Annotated in this window: 23 protein-coding genes and 1 tRNA gene; 13 read left to right on the top strand and 11 right to left on the bottom strand. The window is 63.3% G+C overall.

Features of this window, described 5'->3' with window-relative positions; genetic code table 11:
- Window positions 1-97 precede the first annotated feature (97 nt).
- The 5 genes from NKJ64_RS14280 (at window position 98) to NKJ64_RS14260 (ending at window position 5,105) form a co-directional block, all read left to right on the top strand.
- The gene (locus tag NKJ64_RS14280) at window positions 98-1,117 is read left to right on the top strand and encodes a glucokinase (protein ID WP_023726739.1); all 1,020 of its coding nucleotides are present in this window, start codon (window positions 98-100) and stop codon (window positions 1,115-1,117) included.
- Between the two features lie 278 nt (window positions 1,118-1,395).
- Window positions 1,396-3,255 carry an ABC transporter ATP-binding protein gene (locus NKJ64_RS14275; RefSeq protein WP_023681221.1) on the top strand — a complete coding sequence of 620 codons (1,860 nt, stop codon included), beginning with the start codon at window positions 1,396-1,398 and terminating at the stop codon, window positions 3,253-3,255.
- The gene (gene dapB, locus NKJ64_RS14270) at window positions 3,252-4,073 is read left to right on the top strand and encodes a 4-hydroxy-tetrahydrodipicolinate reductase (RefSeq protein ID WP_023726737.1); all 822 of its coding nucleotides are present in this window, start codon (window positions 3,252-3,254) and stop codon (window positions 4,071-4,073) included. Before NKJ64_RS14275 ends, dapB begins: the two co-directional genes overlap by 4 nt.
- Before the next feature lie 27 nt (window positions 4,074-4,100).
- Complete coding sequence (locus tag NKJ64_RS14265) at window positions 4,101-4,721, top strand: 2,3-bisphosphoglycerate-dependent phosphoglycerate mutase (RefSeq protein ID WP_023755928.1); 621 nt, start codon at window positions 4,101-4,103, stop codon at window positions 4,719-4,721.
- A 299-nt stretch (window positions 4,722-5,020) separates the two neighbouring features.
- A tRNA-Leu gene (locus tag NKJ64_RS14260) sits at window positions 5,021-5,105 on the top strand.
- 101 nt (window positions 5,106-5,206) lie between these two features.
- On the opposite strand, the gene NKJ64_RS14255 is transcribed toward NKJ64_RS14260, so the two are convergent.
- From NKJ64_RS14255 to NKJ64_RS14245, 3 genes are all read right to left on the bottom strand, one after another.
- Window positions 5,207-5,551 (bottom strand): low affinity iron permease family protein, encoded by a 345-nt coding sequence (locus tag NKJ64_RS14255; protein ID WP_023672069.1) that lies wholly within the window; start codon window positions 5,549-5,551, stop codon window positions 5,207-5,209.
- 198 nt (window positions 5,552-5,749) lie between these two features.
- Window positions 5,750-6,058, bottom strand: a complete 309-nt coding sequence (locus tag NKJ64_RS14250) for a DUF1236 domain-containing protein (RefSeq protein WP_023755927.1) — start codon at window positions 6,056-6,058, stop codon at window positions 5,750-5,752.
- A gap of 48 nt (window positions 6,059-6,106) precedes the next feature.
- Entirely contained in the window at window positions 6,107-6,337 is a 231-nt protein-coding gene (locus NKJ64_RS14245) for a hypothetical protein (RefSeq protein WP_032903368.1), read from the bottom strand.
- 206 nt (window positions 6,338-6,543) lie between these two features.
- On the opposite strand from NKJ64_RS14245, the gene NKJ64_RS14240 reads away from it, so the two are divergent.
- Both NKJ64_RS14240 and NKJ64_RS14235 read left to right on the top strand, forming a co-directional pair.
- A complete protein-coding gene (locus NKJ64_RS14240; protein WP_023681215.1) occupies window positions 6,544-6,843 on the top strand; it encodes a DUF1236 domain-containing protein in 300 nt (99 codons plus the stop codon).
- A 74-nt stretch (window positions 6,844-6,917) separates the two neighbouring features.
- Window positions 6,918-7,124, top strand: coding sequence for a hypothetical protein (locus tag NKJ64_RS14235; protein WP_352462805.1), 207 nt, complete (start codon window positions 6,918-6,920; stop codon window positions 7,122-7,124).
- 170 nt (window positions 7,125-7,294) lie between these two features.
- On the opposite strand, the gene NKJ64_RS14230 is transcribed toward NKJ64_RS14235, so the two are convergent.
- Complete coding sequence (locus tag NKJ64_RS14230) at window positions 7,295-7,555, bottom strand: hypothetical protein (RefSeq protein ID WP_198022224.1); 261 nt, start codon at window positions 7,553-7,555, stop codon at window positions 7,295-7,297.
- 454 nt (window positions 7,556-8,009) lie between these two features.
- Between NKJ64_RS14230 and NKJ64_RS14225 the strand changes: the two genes are divergently transcribed.
- From NKJ64_RS14225 to NKJ64_RS14215, 3 genes are all read left to right on the top strand, one after another.
- Entirely contained in the window at window positions 8,010-11,201 is a 3,192-nt protein-coding gene (locus tag NKJ64_RS14225) for an amino acid permease (protein WP_081731076.1), read from the top strand.
- A 234-nt stretch (window positions 11,202-11,435) separates the two neighbouring features.
- A complete protein-coding gene (locus NKJ64_RS14220) occupies window positions 11,436-13,103 on the top strand; it encodes an FAD-dependent oxidoreductase (protein WP_023755924.1) in 1,668 nt (555 codons plus the stop codon).
- On the top strand, window positions 13,103-13,408 hold the full coding sequence (locus NKJ64_RS14215; RefSeq protein ID WP_023698083.1) for a UBP-type zinc finger domain-containing protein: 306 nt from the start codon (window positions 13,103-13,105) through the stop codon (window positions 13,406-13,408). Before NKJ64_RS14220 ends, NKJ64_RS14215 begins: the two co-directional genes overlap by 1 nt.
- Window positions 13,409-13,447: 39 nt before the next feature.
- On the opposite strand, the gene NKJ64_RS14210 is transcribed toward NKJ64_RS14215, so the two are convergent.
- The 7 genes from NKJ64_RS14210 to NKJ64_RS14180 all read right to left on the bottom strand — a co-directional run bounded on the left by NKJ64_RS14210 (window position 13,448) and on the right by NKJ64_RS14180 (window position 19,289).
- Window positions 13,448-13,639, bottom strand: coding sequence for a hypothetical protein (locus tag NKJ64_RS14210; RefSeq protein ID WP_196814852.1), 192 nt, complete (start codon window positions 13,637-13,639; stop codon window positions 13,448-13,450).
- A gap of 132 nt (window positions 13,640-13,771) precedes the next feature.
- Window positions 13,772-14,953, bottom strand: a complete 1,182-nt coding sequence (locus tag NKJ64_RS14205) for a trans-sulfuration enzyme family protein (RefSeq protein WP_352462804.1) — start codon at window positions 14,951-14,953, stop codon at window positions 13,772-13,774.
- Window positions 14,950-16,383: a pyridoxal-phosphate dependent enzyme gene (locus NKJ64_RS14200; protein ID WP_023755923.1), complete on the bottom strand. Its 1,434-nt coding sequence runs from the start codon at window positions 16,381-16,383 to the stop codon at window positions 14,950-14,952. Before NKJ64_RS14200 ends, NKJ64_RS14205 begins: the two co-directional genes overlap by 4 nt.
- A 227-nt stretch (window positions 16,384-16,610) precedes the next feature.
- Complete coding sequence (locus NKJ64_RS14195; RefSeq protein WP_352462803.1) at window positions 16,611-17,978, bottom strand: FAD/NAD(P)-binding protein; 1,368 nt, start codon at window positions 17,976-17,978, stop codon at window positions 16,611-16,613.
- Window positions 17,979-17,994: 16 nt separating this feature from the next.
- On the bottom strand, window positions 17,995-18,471 hold the full coding sequence (locus tag NKJ64_RS14190) for an RrF2 family transcriptional regulator (protein ID WP_023692934.1): 477 nt from the start codon (window positions 18,469-18,471) through the stop codon (window positions 17,995-17,997).
- A 415-nt stretch (window positions 18,472-18,886) separates the two neighbouring features.
- Window positions 18,887-19,048, bottom strand: a complete 162-nt coding sequence (locus NKJ64_RS14185; RefSeq protein ID WP_023702431.1) for a hypothetical protein — start codon at window positions 19,046-19,048, stop codon at window positions 18,887-18,889.
- A gap of 1 nt (window position 19,049) precedes the next feature.
- Complete coding sequence (locus NKJ64_RS14180) at window positions 19,050-19,289, bottom strand: hypothetical protein (protein WP_156951508.1); 240 nt, start codon at window positions 19,287-19,289, stop codon at window positions 19,050-19,052.
- Between NKJ64_RS14180 and tauA the strand changes: the two genes are divergently transcribed.
- The 3 genes from tauA to NKJ64_RS14165 all read left to right on the top strand — a co-directional run bounded on the left by tauA (window position 19,279) and on the right by NKJ64_RS14165 (window position 22,093).
- Window positions 19,279-20,292, top strand: coding sequence for a taurine ABC transporter substrate-binding protein (gene tauA / locus NKJ64_RS14175; protein WP_352462802.1), 1,014 nt, complete (start codon window positions 19,279-19,281; stop codon window positions 20,290-20,292). The genes NKJ64_RS14180 and tauA overlap by 11 nt on opposite strands.
- Before the next feature lie 152 nt (window positions 20,293-20,444).
- A complete protein-coding gene (locus tag NKJ64_RS14170; RefSeq protein ID WP_352462801.1) occupies window positions 20,445-21,236 on the top strand; it encodes a taurine ABC transporter ATP-binding protein in 792 nt (263 codons plus the stop codon).
- Complete coding sequence (locus NKJ64_RS14165) at window positions 21,233-22,093, top strand: ABC transporter permease subunit (protein WP_352462800.1); 861 nt, start codon at window positions 21,233-21,235, stop codon at window positions 22,091-22,093. The genes NKJ64_RS14170 and NKJ64_RS14165 overlap by 4 nt, the downstream gene beginning before the upstream one ends.
- Window positions 22,094-22,100: the final 7 nt, after the last annotated feature.

Here is a 22,100-nt window from a genome sequence, read left to right as displayed (position 1 = left end):
ACCGGGCGATTGAACACCGGGCGATTGAAAACCGGGCGATTGAAAACCGGGCGATTGAAACGGTCGCAACGGCGCCGCAAAGGGGACGAGCAAGAGCATGTCAGGCGACGACGACACCGCGTTGCGGTTTCCAGTGCTGATCGGCGACATCGGCGGCACCAATGCGCGCTTTTCGATCGTGCTCGACGCAAATTCGGAAGCCGGTGAGCCGCATATCGTGCAAACCGCCAATTTCGCCACCATAGACGAGGCGATCCAGGCGGCGGTGCTCGACCGGTCGTCCATCCGGCCGAATTCGGCAGTGCTGGCCATCGCCGGACCGGTCGATGGCGACGAGATCCCGCTTACCAACTGTCCCTGGGTGGTGAAGCCGAAGCAGATGTTTGCCAATCTGGGCCTGGGCGACATCGTCGTGCTCAACGATTTCGAGGCGCAGGCGCTGGCCGTCGTGGCGCTCGGCGAAGAGCACATGGAAAAGATCGGCGGCGGCGCGCCGGAGGAGAATGCCGGGCGTGTCGTGCTCGGTCCCGGCACCGGCCTCGGCGTCGCCGGGTTGGTTCATGCCCTCCACCACTGGATACCGGTGCCTGGCGAAGGCGGCCACATGGATATCGGTCCGCGGACGCCGCGCGATTTCGAGGTGTTCCCGCATATCGAAAAGCTGGACGGCCGCATTTCGGGCGAGCAGATCCTGTGCGGGCGCGGTCTGGTCAATGTCTACCGGGCGGTCGCCAAGGCCGACGGCAAGCCGGCGCCGTTCACCACGCCGGCCGAAATTACCGGGGCGGCGCTGGCCAAGACCGACCCGGTTGCCGAGGAAGCGCTGGCGCTGTTCGTCACCTGCCTCGGCCGAACCGCCGGCGACCTCGCGCTGGTGTTCATGAGCCGCGGCGGCGTGTTTTTGACCGGCGGCATCGCGCAAAAGATCGTTCCGGCACTGAAGGAAGGCAGTTTCCGTGCCGCCTTCGAGGACAAAGCGCCGCACAGCGCGCTGATGGCCTCGATGCCGGTCTATGTCATCACCCACCCGCTGGCAGCGCTTCTGGGCCTTGCCGCCTATGCCCGCAACCCGTCGCTGTTCGGCGTCCAGACCGCGGGGCGGCGCTGGCGGGCATGATCCATTTCGTCCCGAACATGGGTCTGTTCCTGGAAATGGCTGCCGCTTTCGTGACCCTGACCTCGAGCCCCGACGAAGTTTCGCCATAGGCAAGCCGTAGCCGGGGCGCTAAGAGGGGGCCGAATTCCAGCCTGGCATCCCTAGATGCCGGTTGATTTCAGATCGAATCGACCTGAAATCATCCGGCTCTAAATCAAAGAGATAGAGCATGATGTCGTCCGAAAACCGCTTCACACTTTTCGGCATCATGCTCTAGCAAACCACGAAGCGCCCGCGATTTGACCGCTCAAAGTCCACTCAAACTGAAAGTCCAGCCAGCTGAGGTCACTGCGGTGCTGCGCCGCATCCTGGCCGAAAACGGTAGTGAATATCGCTGGACCTATGTCGTTGCCGTCGGCTGCCTGCTGATTGTTTCCGCCACCACCGCCTTCACGGCGTGGATCATGGCCCCGATGATCAACGAGATCTTCTACGAACGACGCGGCGACATGATCGTCTGGATCTGCGCCGGGTTCATGGCCGCCTCCGTGCTGCGCGGCTTCGCCGGTTACGGCCAGGCGGTCGCGTTGGCCAAGATCGGCAACAATCTGGTCGCCCGCTACCAGAAGCGCAGCTTCGACCATCTGATGAAGCTCGGCGTCGACTTCTTCAACGATACGCGTTCCGGTCGGCTGGCGGCACAGGTCAACGAGAATGTCGGCGGCGTTCGCGATCTGCTGTCGCTGACGCTGACCTCCATCAGCCGCGACGCGGTCTCGCTGATCGCCCTCGTTGGCGTCATGATCTACCAGGATCCGGTGTTGTCGCTCAGCTCGCTGCTGATCGGGCCGCCGCTGATCTGGGCCGTCGTCTACATCACCCGCCGATTGCGGCGCATCAACCGGGAATCGGTGCTGATCAACTCGCGGCTGAACGGGTCGGTACAGGAGGCCACGCAAGGCATCGCCATCGTCAAGGCCTTCACCCTGGAAGCCGAGCTGGCGCGCCGGATCGGCATCATGGCCGATACGGCCGAGCAGCGTAACAACAAGATCGCCCGGGTCGCGGAGCGGCTGTCGCCGATTTCCGAGATTTTGGGCGGTCTCGCCATTACCTCCGTCCTTGCCTATTCCGGCTACCGGGCGCTGGTGCTCGGACAACCACCAGGCGCTGTGTTTTCCTTCATCACCGCGCTGATCATGGCCTACGATCCGGCACGGCGCCTGGCTCGTACGCAGGTCGGTATGGAACGTGCCCTGGTCAACGCCCGGATGATTTACGAGCTGCTCGACCTGGAGCCTAAACAGGGCGATGCGCCCGACGCGGTCGAAGCCAGGATCACCACCGGCGAGGTTCGCTTCGACAATGTGACGTTCGGCTACAGCGCCGACATGCCGGTGATCAGGAACCTGAGTTTCACCGCCGCGGCCGGCAAGGTTACGGCGGTGGTCGGGGCCTCGGGTGCCGGCAAGACGACGCTCGTGGCGCTGCTGCAGCGCTTCTACGATGTCGACAAGGGTTCGATCGAGATCGATGGCCAGGACATTTCCAAAGTCACCAAGCACTCGCTGCGCGGCTCGATCGCCTATGTCTCGCAGGCGCCCTATCTGTTCGAAGGCAGCATACGCGACAACATCCGTTTTGGCCGACTTTCGGCGACCGACGCCGAGATCGAGCGGGCGGCGGTGCTGGCGGCGGCCGACGAGTTCATCCGTCAGCAGCCGCAGGGCTACGACACGCCCGTCGGCGAGGGCGGCTCGACACTTTCCGGCGGCCAGCGCCAGCGCGTCTCGATTGCCCGGGCGATCGTGCGCAACGCGCCGATCCTTTTGCTCGACGAAGCGACCTCGGCGCTCGACAACGAGGCCGAGGCGCGCGTCCAGGAGGCCCTGACCCACGTGATGGAAGGGCGCACCACCATCGTGATAGCGCATCGCCTGTCGACGGTCGTCAACGCCGACCACATTATCGTGCTTGAAGAGGGGCGCCTGGTCGAGGAAGGCACCCATGCCGCACTGATGGCCGATCCAAACAGTGTCTACGCCCGCTTCCACCGCATTCAAGGCAAGAACGGACTGGGGCTTGTCGACGACTCGAAGCCCGTCCAAACTCCGGTCCGGCGCAGCCGCGCCAAGAAGGCGGTGGGGAGAACAGCATGAGCGAATCCAGCGAAATGGGCCTGGTGGTGGTGGGGGCGGCCGGCCGCATGGGCCAGACGCTGATCCGCGCCATCCATTCGATCCCCGGCGCCCGCGTCGTCGGCGCGGTCGAACGAACCGGATCGCCCTATCTCGGCAGGGATGCGGGCGAGCTTGCCGGCATCGGCATCATCAATGTGACGATCGGCGACGATCCGCTGCCGGTGTTCGCCAAGGCCGACGGCGTGCTCGATTTCACCATGCCGGCAGCCACCGTCGAATTCGCAGGCTATGCCGCGCAGGCACGCATTGCCCATGTCATCGGCACCACCGGCTGCTCGGCGGAAGACGACGCCAGGATCGAGGCCGCGGCGCGCCACGCGACGATCGTCAAATCCGGCAATATGAGCCTCGGCGTCAATCTTCTGGCGGTGCTGGTCGAGCAGGCCGCGCGCGCGCTCGGTCCAGAGGATTTCGACATCGAGATCCTCGAAATGCATCACAAGCACAAGGTCGACGCGCCCTCGGGCACCGCCTTGCTGCTCGGCGAAGCGGCGGCGGCGGGACGCGGCATTTCCCTTGCCGGCAACGATGTGCGGTCACGCGACGGCCATACCGGCGTGCGCAAGCCAGGAACGATCGGCTTTGCCAGCTTGCGCGGTGGCTCGGTGGTCGGCGACCACAGCGTCATCCTGGCCGGGACCGGCGAGCGCATCACGCTGTCGCACCATGCCGAGGACCGCGCCATCTTTGCCCGCGGCGCGGTCAAGGCCGCGCTCTGGGCGCGCGGTAAAAAGCCCGGACTTTATTCCATGCGGGACGTGCTCGGCTTGAGCTAAACTATCCATAATTTTGAAGGAGCAAACATGTCGGGAACTCTCGTGCTCGTGCGCCACGGCCAGAGCGAATGGAACCTGAAGAACCTGTTCACCGGCTGGCGCGATGCCGACCTTACCGAGCAGGGCCACAAGGAGGCCAAGGAAGCCGGCCAGAAGCTCAAGGCACGCGGCTTGAAATTCGACATTGCCTTCACCTCGGCGCTGATCCGGGCGCAGAAGACCTGCCAGCACATTCTCGACGCGGTCGGCCAGAGCGATTTGAAGACGATCCGCGACCAGGCGCTGAACGAGCGCGACTATGGCGATCTCTCCGGCCTCAACAAGGACGACGCGCGCCAGAAGTGGGGCGAGGAGCAGGTGCACATCTGGCGCCGCTCCTACGACGTGCCGCCGCCCGGCGGCGAAAGCCTGAAGGACACCGGCGCCCGCGTCTGGCCCTATTACCTGCACGACATGCAGTCGCATGTTCTGAAAGGCGGCACCGTGCTGGTCGCCGCGCATGGCAATTCGCTGCGCGCGCTGATCATGGCGCTGGACGGCAAGAGCGGCGAGGAGATCGTCAAGCTCGAGCTCGGCACCGGCGTGCCGGTGATCTACAAGCTCAACGCCGATTCCACTGTGGCGTCGAAGGACGTGCTGGAGGGGTGAGGTTTTCGGCCAGCGCATTCGCCAAGTCGGCGCTGCCCCTCATTGCCCTGCCGGGCAGTTCTCCCGGTATAGTGACGGGGAGAAAGGGCTGGCCGCAGCCTCGGCGCTCTTCTTGTGACGCAGGTGACCGGCGAAAATCATCGATGAGAGCGCCCCTCTCCCCGTCACTGTACGGGGAGAGGATGCCGGCAGGCAGGTGAGGGGCGGCGCTGACCCCCGGGAAACTAAGCCGGCAGGCAGCGGCCCTCGAAAAAGCGCGTTGACACATATCGTTTGCCCGCTTACATGAGCCCGCACCAGCCCAGATGGCGGAATTGGTAGACGCGCACGGTTCAGGTCCGTGTTCCGCAAGGAGTGGAGGTTCGAGTCCTCTTCTGGGCACCAAATTCCCGTTTCGGATAAGTCTGAAATGATTTAGACGCGAAGCAAAAAAGCCCGGTTCCCGGGCTTTTTTGCTGATGGATAACAGATAGTCCAGCGGAGGGTCAATGCGGCGGGCGAACCGCTTTCATTGCTTCTTCTTCGAGTGTCTGGAGCTTCTCCCGAATCTCCTCCGGCTCGGCATGCTCCAGGCCGACGACATCGTTTCTGGTCTCATTCAGCGAAACGATAATCTCATCAAGCTTGGCGTGAATGGCGGCCGTGTCGCGGTAACCCTGGATCAGCACAACGCCCGTGATCACGATGGCCGCTACCGACAATGCGTAGGTGACCACATTGGTCAGGCCGAATGGCACCAACGCAGTACAGAGCAGCATGGCTACAAGAAGGACATAGAAGCCCGGTGGCCGGGATAGAAAGTCGCCCATCACAAACAGGAAGCGATTCATATCCAGGCCGCGGTCAAAAATGCCACGAGTGCGGTGACGGCTACGCAAATTGGAATTGCCGCGAGTAAGGCAGCTTCCAGGACCCAAGTTTCCTTGTCGCTAAACATCAGACATCCTCCCGTTGAGAAAAGGCTGCCCGTAGACTTTCACAGGGCAGCCACAGCTCGCCGCTCCAGACCGGAGCGGCGGGCTCGCGCGTTATTCGATGATCTGCACGACCTTGCGCGTGTCGGGATCGACGAGAACCGCATGATCTCCGACAACCGTATACTTGTAGCGGACATCCGGAACGTCGATTGCGTGGAGCTCGACAGTGTCTGGAAGTGCCGTGCCGACATTGAGTTCGACGCCGAGCAAACTGACTGAGGCCAGCTTCTGCTTATGGATATATTCGCGAATGACCGTCTGTTGTTCGGGCTTGAGAACAATAACATCCTCGGCAAACGAGGTGCCGATGCCCGCCATAAGGAGGAGGGCGCCAGTGGCGCTGACGAAATATTTAGTCATGGGAATTTCCTTTTCATAGGTCAGTTCGGAAGCGTGGATACGAGCAGATCAGCCGCCACTCGCAGGGGCTGGGGCAGGTGCCGCAGGCTTTGCGGGTACAGCCGGAGCTTCCACCTTTGGCGCTTCAACCTTGACGTTGATATCCTTGCCGCCGTCGCCGCGGATATTGATGACGCCGGTAAAAATAAGCAATACTACGACTGCAATAAGTGCAAGAACAACGGCAATCGCAGTGCCGCCGCCACCCCCAGAATTAACAACAGTTGGGCCGTCTGCCATGTGTTCCTCTCCTGTTTTATTTAGTTGCATTTGGGAAACGCCTGCCCCGCTTGAACGTTCCGCCTCGGGACTTGGGTCTTAGCCGATGTCCGACTTTGGTCTGGTTCGCCGCGGACTGAAGTCACAGGAACAATCTGGCTGATCTCAAGTTCGGTCCCTCGGCGAACAGGCGTGGTGCCGTCGCCGGATTACGCGAGGAGAAAACCATGAAAATCCACTTTGCAAGTGCCGCTGCAGGCTTGTTGCTTTTGGCTGGGGTCGGCGCCGCCGCAGCTCAGGATGTTGTCATCACACCGGAGCAGGATACGGTCGTCCGCGAATACGTAAAAAAGCAGCCGCTGGCTTCGGTGAAGATCCCGGGCGTGGAGCTGAACGTCGGCAGTGCCTTGCCTGATACGGTCGAGCTGCACGAAGTTCCCAACGTCAAATACCGCTACGTCGTGGTCGACAACCGCACCGTCCTGGTCGATCCCAGCACCCGGAAAATTGTGAAGGTCTACGACTGATCGAATAGCTGCCGCCCGCCGCCGGCCATGGCGGCGGGCAGCGGATTTCACATTGCGCTCCAGGATGATCGAAGATGATCGATGACGTCGAGACATCGCCAGCCCTTGATACCCGCTTGGGTTCTCTCAGGGCGAGAATGCGCGATGCGCGCATAACAGAGGCCGACATGAAGACCTTTCAGAAAGTCGCATCCATCATGGTTGGCGGCAGTGGCCGCATCAGTGGCGATGACCTGATTGCAGCGTCGTTCGTCCTCGAGGGCCAGCCGGAAGGCTTGTGAGGCGGAGTACTCACGTGTGCAGGCTCCCGCAACGCTGATCCCAAGTGTTCTGGTGCTGAACACATTCCTGCTACGGGCCGGCGTCGAAGGCGTGCCCGCTGGCGAGGTCGCGTCGCGCTCAAGCATCGTCCAGAACACCATGTCGCCGCATGTGAAGATACCCGGCCGTGCTAGCCGAAGCCGGCGCCGTAGAAAATCAGCGCGGCCGGCAGAACCGGCAGGCCGGTCCAGAGCGTCGCCACGCCTATGGTCACAAATGTCAGCGAGGCCAGTTTGGTCCAGATCCGATGATGGCAGCGAGCGATCGCCATATCGACCGTACGGGCGCCGGCCTGGGAAGGACCCACCAGCGCGCCAAGGCCGACCGCCGCGCCAGCGTGGTCGGCGCGCTGTTTGCCCTGCAACGCGGGGCTATGGGCATGCTCGCACAAGTTAGCTCCAATTTGAGGCACGGCGTGAAGTCTCGGTCCTTGCCCCGCGATGGCGAGGTACGAAGTCAAAAGCGGTCAATGTGATTAGCGATCTACAGTCGATTTCAGCCGCCTTCGGATGATAGCGCCGCAATCACGAGATTTGTCGATAATAATCGATATTAGGCTGTATTCGCGACTATTCGATCGCTCTTCCATAGTGGGCGATAGATAAAATTGGAAATGACATCCCAGATCTGAGGAGGTCAAGGCCTTGGGGCCGGCATCAGCATGATTGAACCGCAGCCACCGCAAGTTAACAGCGATCATCGGGCGGATCTGGTTTGGTACGAAGTCTTAATATGTCTCGCCTAAGGTCCAACTTTGACTTGGGAGCGTGACGTTCGACAGACATATCTCCGCAGGTTACATTTCCCAGTCAGACAGCGCTCCGCACTCGAATGGATGTCTCTGAATGCCGGGCCTCACGCCTTCACGACCGCACCCGAGAACCTTGGGATGGATGGGCACGACAGCGCTCGCCATGGGTGGCAGCAATCAAAGCCTGTTTCTGATTGCCGCCCTTTTTGTCGGCCAGGGGAATATTCCCGGTCAAGGAAGCGCTGCGGTTCCTTTGCTCGTTGTTGGTCTGCTTCTAAGCTGGGCCGCCGCGCCTGCGTGGACCGAATTGGTTCTCATGTGGCCAAACCGCGTCGGCGGTATCTCTGCAGCGTGCGCCGAAGCCTTCCGACCTTACAGTCCCGTTCTCTCGGCTCTGACGGGCACCTGCTATTGGTGGGGTTGGGTGCCGACCTGCGGACTGACAGCGGTTCTTTCAGCGTCTGCAATACAGCAATGGTACCTGCCGGGCCTCCCCGTGGAGGCGGTCGCCTGCGGGCTCATCGCATTCTTTACGGCGGTCAACCTGTGTGGAATCAAGTGGGTGGTCCAACTGGCGATCCCGATCGCCACTGCCTCCGCGACGCTTGCGTTTCTCTCATCCCTCGTCCCGGTCATCAGTGGCTCGGTCGACTGGCGGCAGGCGACGGATTTTGCCCTGACCAGCCCGTTTACCGGCCTGTTCGGCGATATCACGTCGGTGATGGCGGGACTGTACCTGATCGGGTTTGCCGCACCGGCATTTGAGGCTGCAGCCTGCCATGTTGGCGAAACCATCGATCCCAACCGCAACATTCCTCTGGCGATGTGGGCCAGCGCCGCAATGGCCGGCGTCTATTTCCTGGTCCTGCCGGTTGTCTGGCTGGGTGTGCTCGGGCCGGAGCCGCTCGGCACCGACCTCGCCATAGCTCTCGGGCCCACCTTTGCGCCCTTGTTGGGGAGTTTCGGCAAGGCGGCCGCCATCTGGCTCATCATGCTGAACATGTTCCATGGAACGTTGCAGCCATTGGCAGGCGCCGCGCGGACCCTTGCGCAGCTGAGCGAAGACGGCCTGCTGCCGAGCTTCCTGGCCAGGCGCACCTCAACAGATTGTCCCTGGGCGGCAACGCTGCTCACAGCTGCCGCGGCAATCGGCTTCATGCTGTGCGGGTATCCGCTCTGGATGATCGCCGCGGCCAATTTTACGTACCTGATCAGCATCTGCATGCCAAACATCGCAGTCTGGCTATTGCGCCGTGACAGTCCCGAAGCCGAGCGACCCTTCCGGGCTCCCAGGGGAACCATCATCCTTGGCGTAGGCGCGGCTGCAATATGGCTGTTGACCGCCATACTGGGATTTCAGCAATTTGGCCTTCCTACCGTCCTGTTCGGTCTGGCTTTGGCATATTCGGGTGCTGCGCTCTACGCCTGGCGCACGATGGAGGATCGATACGCACTCGGTCTACCCTTGCTGCCACATACGCTTCACCTGAAGCTTACCGGAGCCATGCTTTTTGTGCTCGTGCTTGACGGTGCCGGCTATTTCCTGGCGATCGGCAGCGTTCCCCAAGGCGACACTTCATTGGTCGCCGCGCTGGAGGACATTTTTGTCGTTGTCGCGCTGCTGACCATCAGCGTTGGCCTGATTTTGCCGGGCATGATCACCCACTCGGCGACCGAGGTGAGCAACGCGGCAAAGCGTCTGACATCCGGAACGCTGAAGGACTTCTCGCTCGCCATGGTCGCCTTGGGGCGGGGAGACCTCGCGGCGGCGCACGCCTCCGTGAACATCATGCCGGTTACCGTAAACTCTCGTGACGAACTTGGAGAGATGGCCGAAAGCTTCAATCTGCTCCAGGACAAGGTGAGGGAAGCCGCCCACGGCCTGGACGACGCGCGCGAGAACATGAACGTAGCGCGCACCGAACTGATGGCACGGCACGAGGAAATCGCGCATCTCGCGCACCACGATCCGCTTACCGGCCTGGCGAACCGAGCCGCGCTTGCAGCACACCTGGCCACGACGCTCGAGCGCGCAAAAGCAACGCACGCCAGCTTTGCCGTCTTCAGCATCGACCTTGACCATTTTAAAGAGGCGAACGACGTTTTCGGGCACGCCGCCGGCGACGATCTGCTTTGCACCATTTCCCGGCGTCTCCAAACCGCGGCGCCTGAGGCCTTTATCGCGCGCATGGGCGGCGACGAATTCACGGTTGTCCTGGCCATGGATGACCGGTCCGCGAGTGCCAAGGATGTTGCGGACCGTCTGTTCGAATCGGCGGCAGGCAAATTCGAAATCCGGGGCCAGCACATTTCGATCGGGGTGAGCATCGGGGCGGCGATCTATCCGAAAGACGGAGAGAATGCAGCGGCGCTGATGGCAAATGCCGACGCAGCGCTCTACCGGGCCAAGGCGGACGGTCGTCGGATGGTGCAATTCTTCGATCCTGAGATGGATAAGCGGCTAAGAGAGCGCTACGCCTTGCAGCGAGATTTGCGCTCTGCGGTCGCCCATGGCGAACTTGTGCTTCATTATCAGCCGCAAGCCAGGATGGACGGCGAAATCTTCGGCTTCGAGGCACTCGCCCGATGGCACCATCCAAAGCATGGGCTCATCTCCCCAAACGCGTTTGTCTCGCTTGCCGAACAGGATGGCACGATCGTTGAGATAGGTGAATGGACGCTCAGGCAGGCGTGCAGAGACGCGGCCTCCTGGCCCTCACCGCTGCAGATCGCCGTCAACCTCTCTCCCGTGCAGTTCCGTTTCGGGGATCTGGTAGGCCTCGTTCATTCTATCCTCTACGAGACCGGCCTTGCTCCGGGGCGGCTGGAACTGGAAATCACGGAAGGGGTTCTCATCCGCGACCGGGCAACTGCCTTGTCGGTTTTGCGGAGGTTGAAGGCGTTGGGCGTCAGGGTCTCGATGGATGATTTTGGCACCGGGTATGCCTCGCTGTCCTCGCTGCAGGCGTTTCCATTCGACAAGATCAAGATCGATCGCAGTTTTGTTTCGGGTGTCGGCTCGAATGTCCAATCGGCGGCCATCGTGCGCACGATACTCAGCCTGGGGAATGCGCTGGCCTTGCCTGTCATCGCGGAGGGTGTCGAAACAGAGGACGAGCGTGCCTTCCTGATGAAGGAAGGATGCCCCGAAATCCAAGGATATCTGGTAGGGCGCCCGCATCCGATAGCGCTCTACAAAAATGTGACGAATGGGATTTCGCCAGGATCTGCCTTCGCGGAGCCCAAGGATACCACCGCACCCCAGGCGCTTGGCGTAACGCGATAGCCCGGCGCCGACCGTCGGCGCGCTGCTCTTGCAGCATACTGGTGAGCGAGGACTGCTGGCGGTACTGCTCGGGCTCGCCCTTATAAAGGTCGCACTGGTCGGCGCGCTGTTTGCCTTGCAGCGCGGGGCCATGCGAAGCATCCGAACCAGCTGGCGCGGGAGCCACCTCCCCTTCCGGCCAGTCCCCCAACAAACCACTTCAAACCCGGCGGCCGTGGCGCTACGCTCGCACCTATGGCCCCACCCACCCAGCCGATCACCGTCACCCGCCGCGACCAGATGTTTCCCATCCTGGGCGACGCCGATATCGAGCGCATGCGCCGGTTCGGCGAGGCGAGTTCCTATGCCGCCGGCGAGCACATCGTCACCGCCGGCACCGTGGCGCCGGGGCTGATCGTCATCCTGTCGGGCACGGTCGATATCACCCAGGATGTCAGGCCCGGCCGGCGCGAGACCATCGTCACTCATGGTCCCGGCAATTTCATCGGCGAGCTGGCGCAGCTTTCCAGCCGGCCGTCGCTGGTCAATGCGGAGGCGGCCGAGCCGGTCGAGGCCTTCGTCATCCCCTCGCAGCGGCTGCGCGACCTGATGGTGCAGGAGGCAAGCCTTGGCGAGCGGATCATGCGGGCGCTGATCCTGCGCCGCGTCGGGCTCCTGGAAAGCGGCAGCAGCGGACCGATCGTCGTAGGCCCGGCCGGCAATGGCGACACGCTGCGGCTGCAGGGGTTTCTGCGCCGCAGCGGCCAGCCGCACCGCGCGCTCGATTCCGACAGCGACCCGTGCGCCAAGACGCTGATTGAGCATTTTCATGTCGACCCGCACCATCTGCCGATCGTGCTCTGCCCCAACGGCAAGCTGATGCACAATCCCGGCGAAACCGAACTTGCCCGCTGCATCGGCCTGCTGCGGCCGATCGATCCCGATGTGGTCTATGACGTCGCCATTGTCGGGGCCGGGCCGGCGGGGCTGGCCGCCGCAGTCTATGCGGCATCCGAAGGGCTGTCGACCATCGTGCTCGATTGCCGCGCCTTCGGCGGCCAGGCCGGCGCCTCCGCGCGCATCGAGAACTATCTGGGTTTCCCCACCGGCATTTCCGGCATGGCGCTGATGGCGCGCGCCTATAACCAGGCGCAGAAATTCGGCGTCGAAATAGTCATCCCGGACGAGGCCAAGCTGCTCGGTGCAGCAGGCGAGGGCTACACGCTCACCGTCGGCGACGGTGAAAGCCTGCGCGCGCGCACGGTGGTGATCGCCAGCGGCGCGCGCTACCGCCGCCTCGGCTTCGCCAAGCTGGCCGAGTTCGAGGGCACGTCGGTGCATTACTGGGCCTCGCCGATCGAGGCGCGGCTATGCACAGGGCAAGAAGTGGCGCTGGTCGGCGCCGGCAATTCGGCGGGGCAGGCGGCGGTCTATCTCGCTAGCCAGGTGCGCAAGGTGACGATGCTGGCGCGCCGCGGCGGCCTCAGGGAAACCATGTCGCGCTATCTGGTCGAGCGTATCGAGGCGCAACCCAACATCGAGGTGCTTGGCGAGACCGAGATCGAGGCGCTGGAAGGCGAAGGCGGCAATCTCACCCAGTTGCGCTGGCGCAACCCCGGCGGCGTCGAGACGCGGCCGATCCAGCATCTCTTCCTGTTCATCGGCGCCGACCCCAACACCGATTGGCTGGCTGGGTGCGATATCGCGCTCGACGCCAGGGGTTTCGTGCGCACCGGCGCCGACATAGGGGCGGGCCAGATGGAGACCAGCCGCAGCGGCGTGTTCGCCATCGGCGACGTGCGCGCAGGCTCGGTCAAGCGGGTCGCCGCCGCCGTCGGCGAAGGCGCCCAGGTGGTGGCTGCCTTGCACGCCTATCTCGCGCGACCCGACGCAGCAGCGCCCGAACTGGCCAGGAGAGCATAATGGATGAATGCAAACACACGCGCGACATCAAGACTGTGACGCCGAGCGCGCTCGGTTGCGAGGAGTGCCTGAAGAGCGGCTCGATGTGGGTGCATCTCAGGCTCTGCCGTACCTGCGGCCATGTCGGCTGCTGCGACGACTCGCCCAACCGCCACGCCACCAAGCATTTCCACGCCACCAAGCATCCGGTCATCGAAGGCTACGACCCGCCGGAAGGCTGGGCCTGGTGCTTTGTCGACGAGGCGTTCATCGACCTGGAAGGCGACGTGACGCCGCAGAACGGCCCGATCCCGAAGTTTTTCTGAGGCGGCCGTTCCCGGGCAGGCAAGCCGACGGCCGTGCCGCTATTTCACCGAGCCCGTAACCGTGCGGTCGAGGGCGTCGGAACTGTGGTCGTTGCCGGCAAGAGCGGCAATGATCAGAAGGCTGGCGACGACCGGGACAAACAGGATGGCCACGCGGGCCTGCACATAAAAAATGGCGCGCCATTCGCTGCGCTTTTCCGGGTTGTTGTCCATCACACTCACTCTCGCCATGCCTCCCCGGGGCGGGACATAGCGGCGAAGAGTTAAGCAAAAGCTGCTGAATGTGTTAACGCGCGGCGGATTGGGATTTAATCTCGACGGTCAGCGCCGCCCCTCATTGTCATCGGTACGCATCCGGTACGCCTACCCCCGCAGCGCCTGGTCCAGGTCGGCGATCAGATCATCGCCATCCTCTATCCCCGCCGACAACCGCACCAGCGAATCCGAAATGCCGATTTCCGCGCGCTTTTCCGCCGGGATCGAGCCGTGCGTCATCAGCGCCGGGTGTTCGATCAGGCTTTCGACGCCGCCGAGGCTTTCAGCCAGTGTGAACAGTTGCGTCCGTTCGAGGAAGCGTTTGGTGCCGGCGAGGTCGCGGTCGAGGTCGACCGAGATCATGCCGCCGAAGGCATGCATCTGTTGGACGGCGATGGCGTGCTGCGGATGGCTGGCCAGGCCGGGATAGACGACGCGGCGCACATCTTTTCGCGCCTCCAGCCACTGCGCAATCTTCAGGCCGTTCGTGGAATGCCGCTCCATCCTGAGCGCCAGTGTCTTGATGCCGCGCAGCGCGAGAAAACTGTCGAAGGGACCGGAGATGGCGCCGATGGCGTTCTGCAGGAATTTCAGCTGGGCCGCCAAATCCTTGTTGTCGCCGACGATGGCGACGCCGCCGACCATGTCGGAATGGCCGTTGAGATATTTCGTCGTCGAGTGGACGACGATGTCGATGCCGAGTTCAAGCGGCCGCTGGATGTAGGGGCTGCAGAACGTGTTGTCGGCGACCGTCAAAACCCCTTTGCGCCTGGCGAGTGCCGCAACGCCTTCGAGGTCGACGATACGCAGCAGCGGATTGGTCGGACTTTCGACCCAGAGCAGTTTTGTCTCCGGGCGAATCGCTGCTTCCACCGCCGCCAGATCGGTGAAGTCCACAAAACTCACCTGCAGATTGGCCGAGCGCTTGCGCACCCGCTCCATCAGCCGGAACGTGCCGCCATAGATGTCGTCGGTTGCAACGATATGGGCGCCGCTGTCGAGCAGCTCGAGCACGGTCGAGATCGCCGCCAGGCCGGAAGCAAAGGCAAAGGCGGCCGAGCCGCTCTCGAGATCGGCCACCGCGCGCTCGAAGGCGAAGCGGGTCGGGTTCTGGCTGCGGGCGTACTCAAACCCCTTGTGCACGCCGGGCGACTGCTGGCCATAGGTCGAGGTCGCGTAGATCGGCACCATCACCGCGCCGGTCAGCGGGTCATGGCTCTGGCCGCCATGGATGGTGCGCGTGGAAAAAGCCAGGCGGTTCTTGCCCGATGGGGGTGTTTCAGCAGTCATCGTGCGCGCCTCAAATGGTTGATCAGGTCGATACGGGTTATCAGGCCGACGAACTCGTCGCCATCGAAGATGATGGCGACCTCGTTGCGGTCGAACACCGGCAGCAGCGCATCCAGCGTCTGGCTGGCCTGCAGCGTGTGCAGATTGGAGGTCATGGCGGTGCGCACCGGAGCGTTGAAGCGGTCCCAGCGGCCTTCATAGGGGCCGTCGACCTTGGCCAATATATCGCCCTCATCGATAATGCCGACCAGCTTGCCATTGTCCAGCACCGGCAGCTGCGAGACATCGGAGCGGCGCATGCGGCCATAGGCGTTGAGCAGGCTTTCGTCGGGGCCGACATAAACGGTGTCGCCGGTGCGGTGCGAGCGCATGACGAGGTCGCGCAGATCGCCATGCTGTTCCTGTTCGGCCAGCCCCTGCTCGGCCAGCCAGAAATCGTCGAACACCTTGGACAGATATTTGTTGCCGCTGTCGCAGACGAAGGTGACGACGCGTTTTGCTGTCGTCTGCTCGCGGCAATAGCGAAGCGCGGCCGACAGCAGCGTGCCGGAAGACGAGCCGGCGAGAATGCCTTCCTTCGAAAGCAGGTCCCGCACGGCCAGCATGCTCTGCTTGTCTGGGATGGAATAGGCTTTCCTGACCAGCGACAGATCGGCATTGGGCGGCACAAAATCCTCGCCGATGCCTTCGACGGTCCAGCTGCCGGCCTCTTCCATCTTGCCGGTCTTGATCAGCGGCGCCAGCACCGATCCGACGGGATCGGCCAGCACCATTTCGGTCTTCGGCGATGTTCTGGCGAAGTAGCGGCCAAGCCCGGTCAGCGTACCGCCGGAGCCGACGCCGACGACCACGGCGTCGAGGTCGCCATCGAGCTGGGCAAGGATTTCCGGTCCGGTGGTGGTCTCATGCGCCTCGGGGTTGGCCGGGTTGGCGAACTGGTTGGCGTAGAAGGCGCCGGGCGTTTCCGATGCGATCTTCTCGGCCATGTCCTGGTAATATTCGGCATGGCCCTTGCCGACATCGGAGCGGGTCATGCGCACTTCGGCGCCGAGCGCGCGCAGATGCTGGATCTTTTCGCGCGACATCTTGTCGGGCACGACGAGGATGATGCGGTAGCCCTTGGGGATGCCGACCTGGGCGAGGCCGAGGCCGGTATTCCCGGCGGTCGCCTCGACGATGGTGCCGCCGCGCTTGAGCTTGCCTTCCTTCTCGGCCGCGGCAATCATTGACAGCGCAATGCGGTCCTTGATCGAGCCGCCTGGATTCTGGCTTTCGAGCTTTATGAACAGCCGGCACTTGCCGGTGTCGAATTTGGTCAGTTCGACCACCGGCGTCTGGCCGATGAGGTCGAGCACCGAGGCGTAGGGCGGACGCAGGCGGGATAACGCGCCGTCCGAACTGCCTGGCGCAGCTTTTCCGTGCTCGCTCATATCGATGTGCTCCCTTGAACAAGCGACCGCCTCGGGGGCAGAGCGGCAGCGTAGCTTCTTTTCCGGCCGTTTGCAGTCGGAAAGAAGGTAGATCGTGCCAATCAACCGGCGAGAGGGGGAATGGAATTCCAGTTTGACGCCGGCTTTGGACTCAAGCCAAACACCCTGCGTAGCCATCCTTCCCACCCCCCTCTGAGGGGCGTGCTATCCCGCCGACGTCAACAGCTTTACCCTAGCAGCTGCTTGCTCAGCCTAGCGCATTGCACGCGGATGTCGGGGATGGCGTCGATCTCGAAGAAGGTGCCGCGGGTCAGCGGCCCGACGGCGAGGATCTTGGCCGATGCGGTGCCGTCGCCGGCGACGATTTCGCATTTGGCTGTGACATCGAGACCAAGCCGCAGCGGGTCGGGCCGCGCCAGGCCGCGGTCGACCAGCGAGCGCACGACGCTGTTCGACGTCGTCGAGATATCGCGGGCGATGCCGGTGCAATCATAGATGCGCGCGACCTGCAGCATTTCCAGCGCCTTTGTGTGGCGGGACTGGATGCCGACGGTGAATCCATCGCCGGCCTCGATGCCGACGACACGGCCGGCGACCGGGCGGATGCGGCCGGTGCGCACCGCCTCGGTGACGCGGGCATGCACCTCGGGCGCCAGCCGATGGCGATGGATGTCCCACCAGGCCTTGGTGTGCTCGACGAAGCGGCGCTTGGCCGAGGACGGCCAGTTCTGCCAGATCTTCTGGTTGAAGGGTCGCAGCCCATCGACGACGTCGCGCCAGTCGATGCCGGCCTTCTGGTTTTCTCGGATCAGGTCGCGGAACCAGCCGACGAAATAGGAGAGCTGCGTGCCGAGCGGAATGTCGGCGACGTCGAGCTTGATCGGGTTGCCCTTGCGGTGCGGCGACGGCAGCAGGCCGCGCCGCGACACGGCGACGATCTCGCCGCGATGGCCGCGCTGCTCGAGCGACAGAAAGGCATCGACCATGCTGAGCCCGGTGCCCAGCACCAGCACGCGGGCTTCAGGATCGAGCGCGGTGTCGGCCTCGGCGCCCATGCGGATGGCGTGGCCCTGGCCGGCGCCGGGCTGCTCGTCATGGCCGGTGGCAAGCACCGCCAGATGCGCGACGACGCTGGTGCCGTTGGCCAGCACCACTTCGACGCCGGACGATGTCGGCGAGATCGACAGGCTTTCCTCGCGAATCAGCCTGAGACGGCCGGTTTCCTTTTCGCGCGCTTCGAGCTCGTCGAGCACTTCCTTGAGGTAGCGGGCATAGACGCTGCGCGGTGCATAGAAGGGTGTCTGCGGCGTCTGTTCCTGGCTTATCAGGCCGCGCCCCTGCAACCAGCGCCAGAAATTCAGGGGATCGTCGGCATAGGCGCTCATCCCCGCAGCGCTGACATTCAGCACGTGCGCCGACAAAAGCGTCGAATAGGCGATGCCCTGGCCGAAATGCGGACGCTTTTCGATCAGCGTGACGCGAAGGTCCGGGTTGGGCGACTTCAGCAGATGAGCGGCCAACACGACGCCGCTGGCGCCGCCGCCGACGATGATGATCGAGCTGGGGATGATCGAATTGGCGCGCGCGACGCTCATGCGAGCACGCTCAGGATCAGGCGGGGACCTTTTGCGCCGGCGCAAGCTCGTCGATGTCCCTCGCGACCGGAAGGTCGTCGAGGACGATGTCGCGCATCTCGGCCAGCGTGCGCTGGTCGAGCACCTCGGCGATCGCCTGCCGGACCTCGAGCATCAGATGTCGGACTTGGCATGTCGCCTCATTGCAGTCTTCACAGCGCTGATACTGGGTGCGGCTGGCGCAGGGGATGGGCGCCAGCGGTCCGTCGAGGACGCGCACGACATGGCCCACCTTGATCTCGTCGGCGGGGCGCGCCAAGCGATAGCCGCCATCCTTGCCCTTGCGGCTCTGGACGAAACCGGCATTGCGCAATTCGCCCAGAATGGCGTCGAGGAATTTCTTCGGAATGTTGTTGCCGCTGGCGATGTCGCCGACAAAGGCGAGCTGTCCCGTCGGCAGTTGCGCCAGATGGACCAGCGCCTTGAGGCCGTACTTGCCTTTTTTGGTGAGCATAGACCGAATGTTTCTCTGTCAGGCGATGGCCCAAAACCATCGGTTGCGAAACGCCTGACGTGCCTCCCCGCCGCGTGCAAGCTGCTTCGACACATAAATTCTACTGACATGATATACAAGCCGAGAAACCTTGATTTTGCTTCGTTTTCACGCCGCAGGGGCCACTTTAGCAAGCTTTGTGCCGTTAAGGTCACAGCCAGCCGCGAGCGATTGCGGCGATGAGCGGCGGCTCCTGCTCCCAATGTCGACAAGATTACTATACTTACCCTCGAACACGCGGAACGTGTTTTCAAATCAACCGTCTTTTACAGCATGGATTTGCGCTATTTGGGGCTTTGCCAGGAATTTTGGGTCGCAGCCCGCGGATCGGCGAAACATGACTCCCGACAACTCGGGCGCCGCCCTGCGCCCGATATCAGGACGCCGCGTTGTCGCTCTGAGACCGGGCGGCCTTGGCGGCCACGGGCACGCCGCTTGAGCGCAGCATCCAGCGGTGGCCGTCGCTGCCGAAGTCGGTGAGGCTCAACGGCTCGACATCGATCCTGCGGCAGGCCGCAAGCGGCGCGCCGAGCACCAAATCAGGCCTCTTCCGTAGGGAGGATTGGCAGAACCACCAACTCTTCAGCGCCTTTCGGGCGCCGTTTGCGTTTGTGCACGGTTCGACACGGGCCGGTCACCGCGCCCGCATCAGCCGGTGGTTTTTTTCTAACAAGTGCTTCTTGCTTGGAAGGATTTAACTCTACAAGAATGATAGAATTAGCTGAGTATGAACAGGCATCCGGTTTTCTCATTTTCATGGAGCCTTTCATGTCCAGCATTTCGCGACGCATTGTCCTCCTGTCGTCGGCAGCTTTGGCGGGTGCGGCCTTCCTCGGCCCGGCCCAGGCGCAGGACCTCAACATCACCATCGGCTACCAGACGGTGGTCGAACCTTCCAAAGTAGCGCAGGCCGACGGCGCCTATGAAAAGGCGACCAAGGCCACGATCGACTGGCGCAAATTCGATTCCGGCGCCGATGTCATCGCCGCCGTCGCATCCGGTTCGGTCGATATCGGCTATGTCGGCTCGAGTCCGCTGGCCGCGGCCGCCAGCCGCGAACTGCCGATCCAGACCATCTTTGTCGTCGGCCTGATCGGCCAGTCCGAGGCGCTGGTCGCGCGCAACGGATCCGGCATCGAGAAGATCGCCGACCTCGCCGGCAAGAAGGTGGCGGTGCCGTTCGTGTCGACCACGCATTACAGCCTGCTTGCCGCGCTGAAGCACGAAAACGTCGACCCGAAGTCGGTCGAAATCCTTAATCTCAGGCCACCGGAAATAGCCGCCGCCTTCGCCCGAGGCGACATAGACGCGGCCTATGTCTGGGATCCGGCGCTCGGCCAGATCAAGACGACAGGCAAGGTGGTGCTGGATTCCTCGCAGGTTGCCGCCTGGGGCGCGCCGACCTTCGACGCCTGGATCGTGCGCACCGACTTCGCCGAAAAGAACCCGGACGCCGTGCGCGATTTCGTCAAGGTGACCGGCGAATCCTATGCCCAGTTCCTGGGCAAGCCCGAGGCATGGTCGGTTTCGTCGCCGGAAGCGGCCAAGATCGCCAAGATCACCGGCGCCAAACTGGAAGAGGTGCCGCAGCTCCTCAAGGGTTACGTCTTCCCGACATTGGAAGAGCAGGCTTCCGGCAAATTCCTCGGCGGCGGCACGGTCAAGGCGATCGAGGCAGCTTCGGCCTTCCTCAAGGAGCAGGGCAAGATCGACGCCGTGCTGCCCGACTATTCGAAATACGTGTCGTCGAAATACGTGACCGAGGCTCTGGCCTCGAACTGACAGCTGAGTTTTAGAGCGTCCTTTTCGTGCCCCAGCGGCACGCGGCGCTCTAGTGCCACGCGCGGTTCTTCTTCCCTGACGCCGCGTGCTGCCTGTCCCGGATCCGCTTAACCGGGCCGGGGCAGGCTGATTTTCTTCCGGAGCCCCTTTTCATGCCGCATCTCGTACTCGACCCGCATCTCGTACTCGACAAGGTCTCGGTTCACTATGACGGCCAAGCAGCGCCGGCGGTCGACCGAGTTTCCATCGATGTCGCCAAGGGTGATTTCGTCGTGCTGGTCGGCCGCTCCGGCTGCGGCAAGACCTCGCTGCTCAATGTCGCCGCCGGCCTGGTCGAACCCGCGCGCGGGGTCGCCACGATCGGCGGCCGGCCGATCACCGGCCCAGGCTCCGACCGGGCGGTCGTGTTCCAGAACGATGCGCTGTTTCCCTGGCTGACGGCTCGTGAAAACGTCGCCTTTGCGCTCAGGCTACGCGGCGTGCCGCAAGCCGAGCGGGCGCGCCGCGCCGACCAGTTGCTGGCGCTGGTCAAGCTCGACGGCGTCGGCGACAAACGCATCTGGGAATTGTCCGGCGGCATGCGCCAGCGCGTCGGCCTCGCCCGTGCGCTTGCCGCCGAACCGGAATTCCTGCTGCTCGACGAACCGCTCGGCGCGCTCGATGCGCTGACGCGCGAGCGCATGCAGACGACGCTGCTCGACCTGTGGACCGCAAGCCGGGTTGGCGTGCTGATGGTCACGCATGGCATCGAGGAGGCGCTGGTGCTGGCCACAAGCATCGTCGTGCTCGCGCCGGGACCTGGCCATGTGGTGCGGACATTCGAAACCGGCTTCAGCCGGCGCTATGCCGCAGGCGAGCCGATCCGCGCCATCAAGGCCGATCCGGCCTTTGCCGCGGCGCGCGGCGAGCTGACCGATGCGATCTTCGAAGGAGAGGCGGCATGACCGTAACCTCCTACAGCGAGCGGCCGGCCACCGGGACCGGCGAGGCCGATGCCATTTCGGTGCCGTGGTCGCGGCCGGTGCGGAAGCGGCGCGGGGTTTCCTCGCGGGCGATCAGCGCCGTCACCATCGTGGCCGCGCTGGCGGCATGGGCGCTGTCTGCGCGCCTGCAACTGGTGTCGCCGGTGTTCCTGCCGTCGCCCGCCGCCGTGTGGACCAAGTTCATCGTGGTGATCAAGGACGGCTTCGTCGACGCGACTTTGCTCCAGCACATCGTCGCCAGCCTCGGCCGCGTGTTCGCGGCGCTGCTCGCGGCCATCGTCATCGGCGTTCCGGTTGGGCTGGCTATCGGCATTTCGACGGTCGGGCGCGGCATCTTCGATCCGTTGCTCGAATTTTTGCGGCCCATCCCGCCGCTCGCCTATCTGCCGCTGGTCATCATCTGGTTCGGCATCGGCGAGCCGTCAAAGATCCTGGTGATTGCCATTGCCATGCTGGCGCCGGTGGCGCTGTCGACGGCCTCGGGCGTGCGCGGTGTCTCAAAGGAGCGCATCGATGCGGCCCGTTCGCTTGGTGCGACGCAGCGCCAAGTGGTGCGCCATGTCATCCTGCCCAGCGCGCTGCCGTCGATCCTCACCGGCCTGCGCATCGCGCTCGGCGCCGGCTGGTCGACGCTGGTTGCAGCCGAGCTGGTGGCGGCAACGCGCGGCCTCGGCTTCATGATCCAGTCGGCCGCCCAGTTCCTGGTCACCGATGTCGTGGTGATGGGAATAGTGGTGATCGCGACAATAGCCTTCGTGCTGGAATTCATCATCCGCCGGATCGAGCGTCAGCTGGTTCCGTGGGCGGGAAAGGAATGACAACAAG

The organism is Mesorhizobium sp. M0062, assembly GCF_040323125.1.
Taxonomy (GTDB): domain Bacteria; phylum Pseudomonadota; class Alphaproteobacteria; order Rhizobiales; family Rhizobiaceae; genus Mesorhizobium.
The sequence above is the reverse complement of the archived record's forward strand: the minus strand, read 5'-3'. Positions and strand labels throughout refer to the sequence as shown.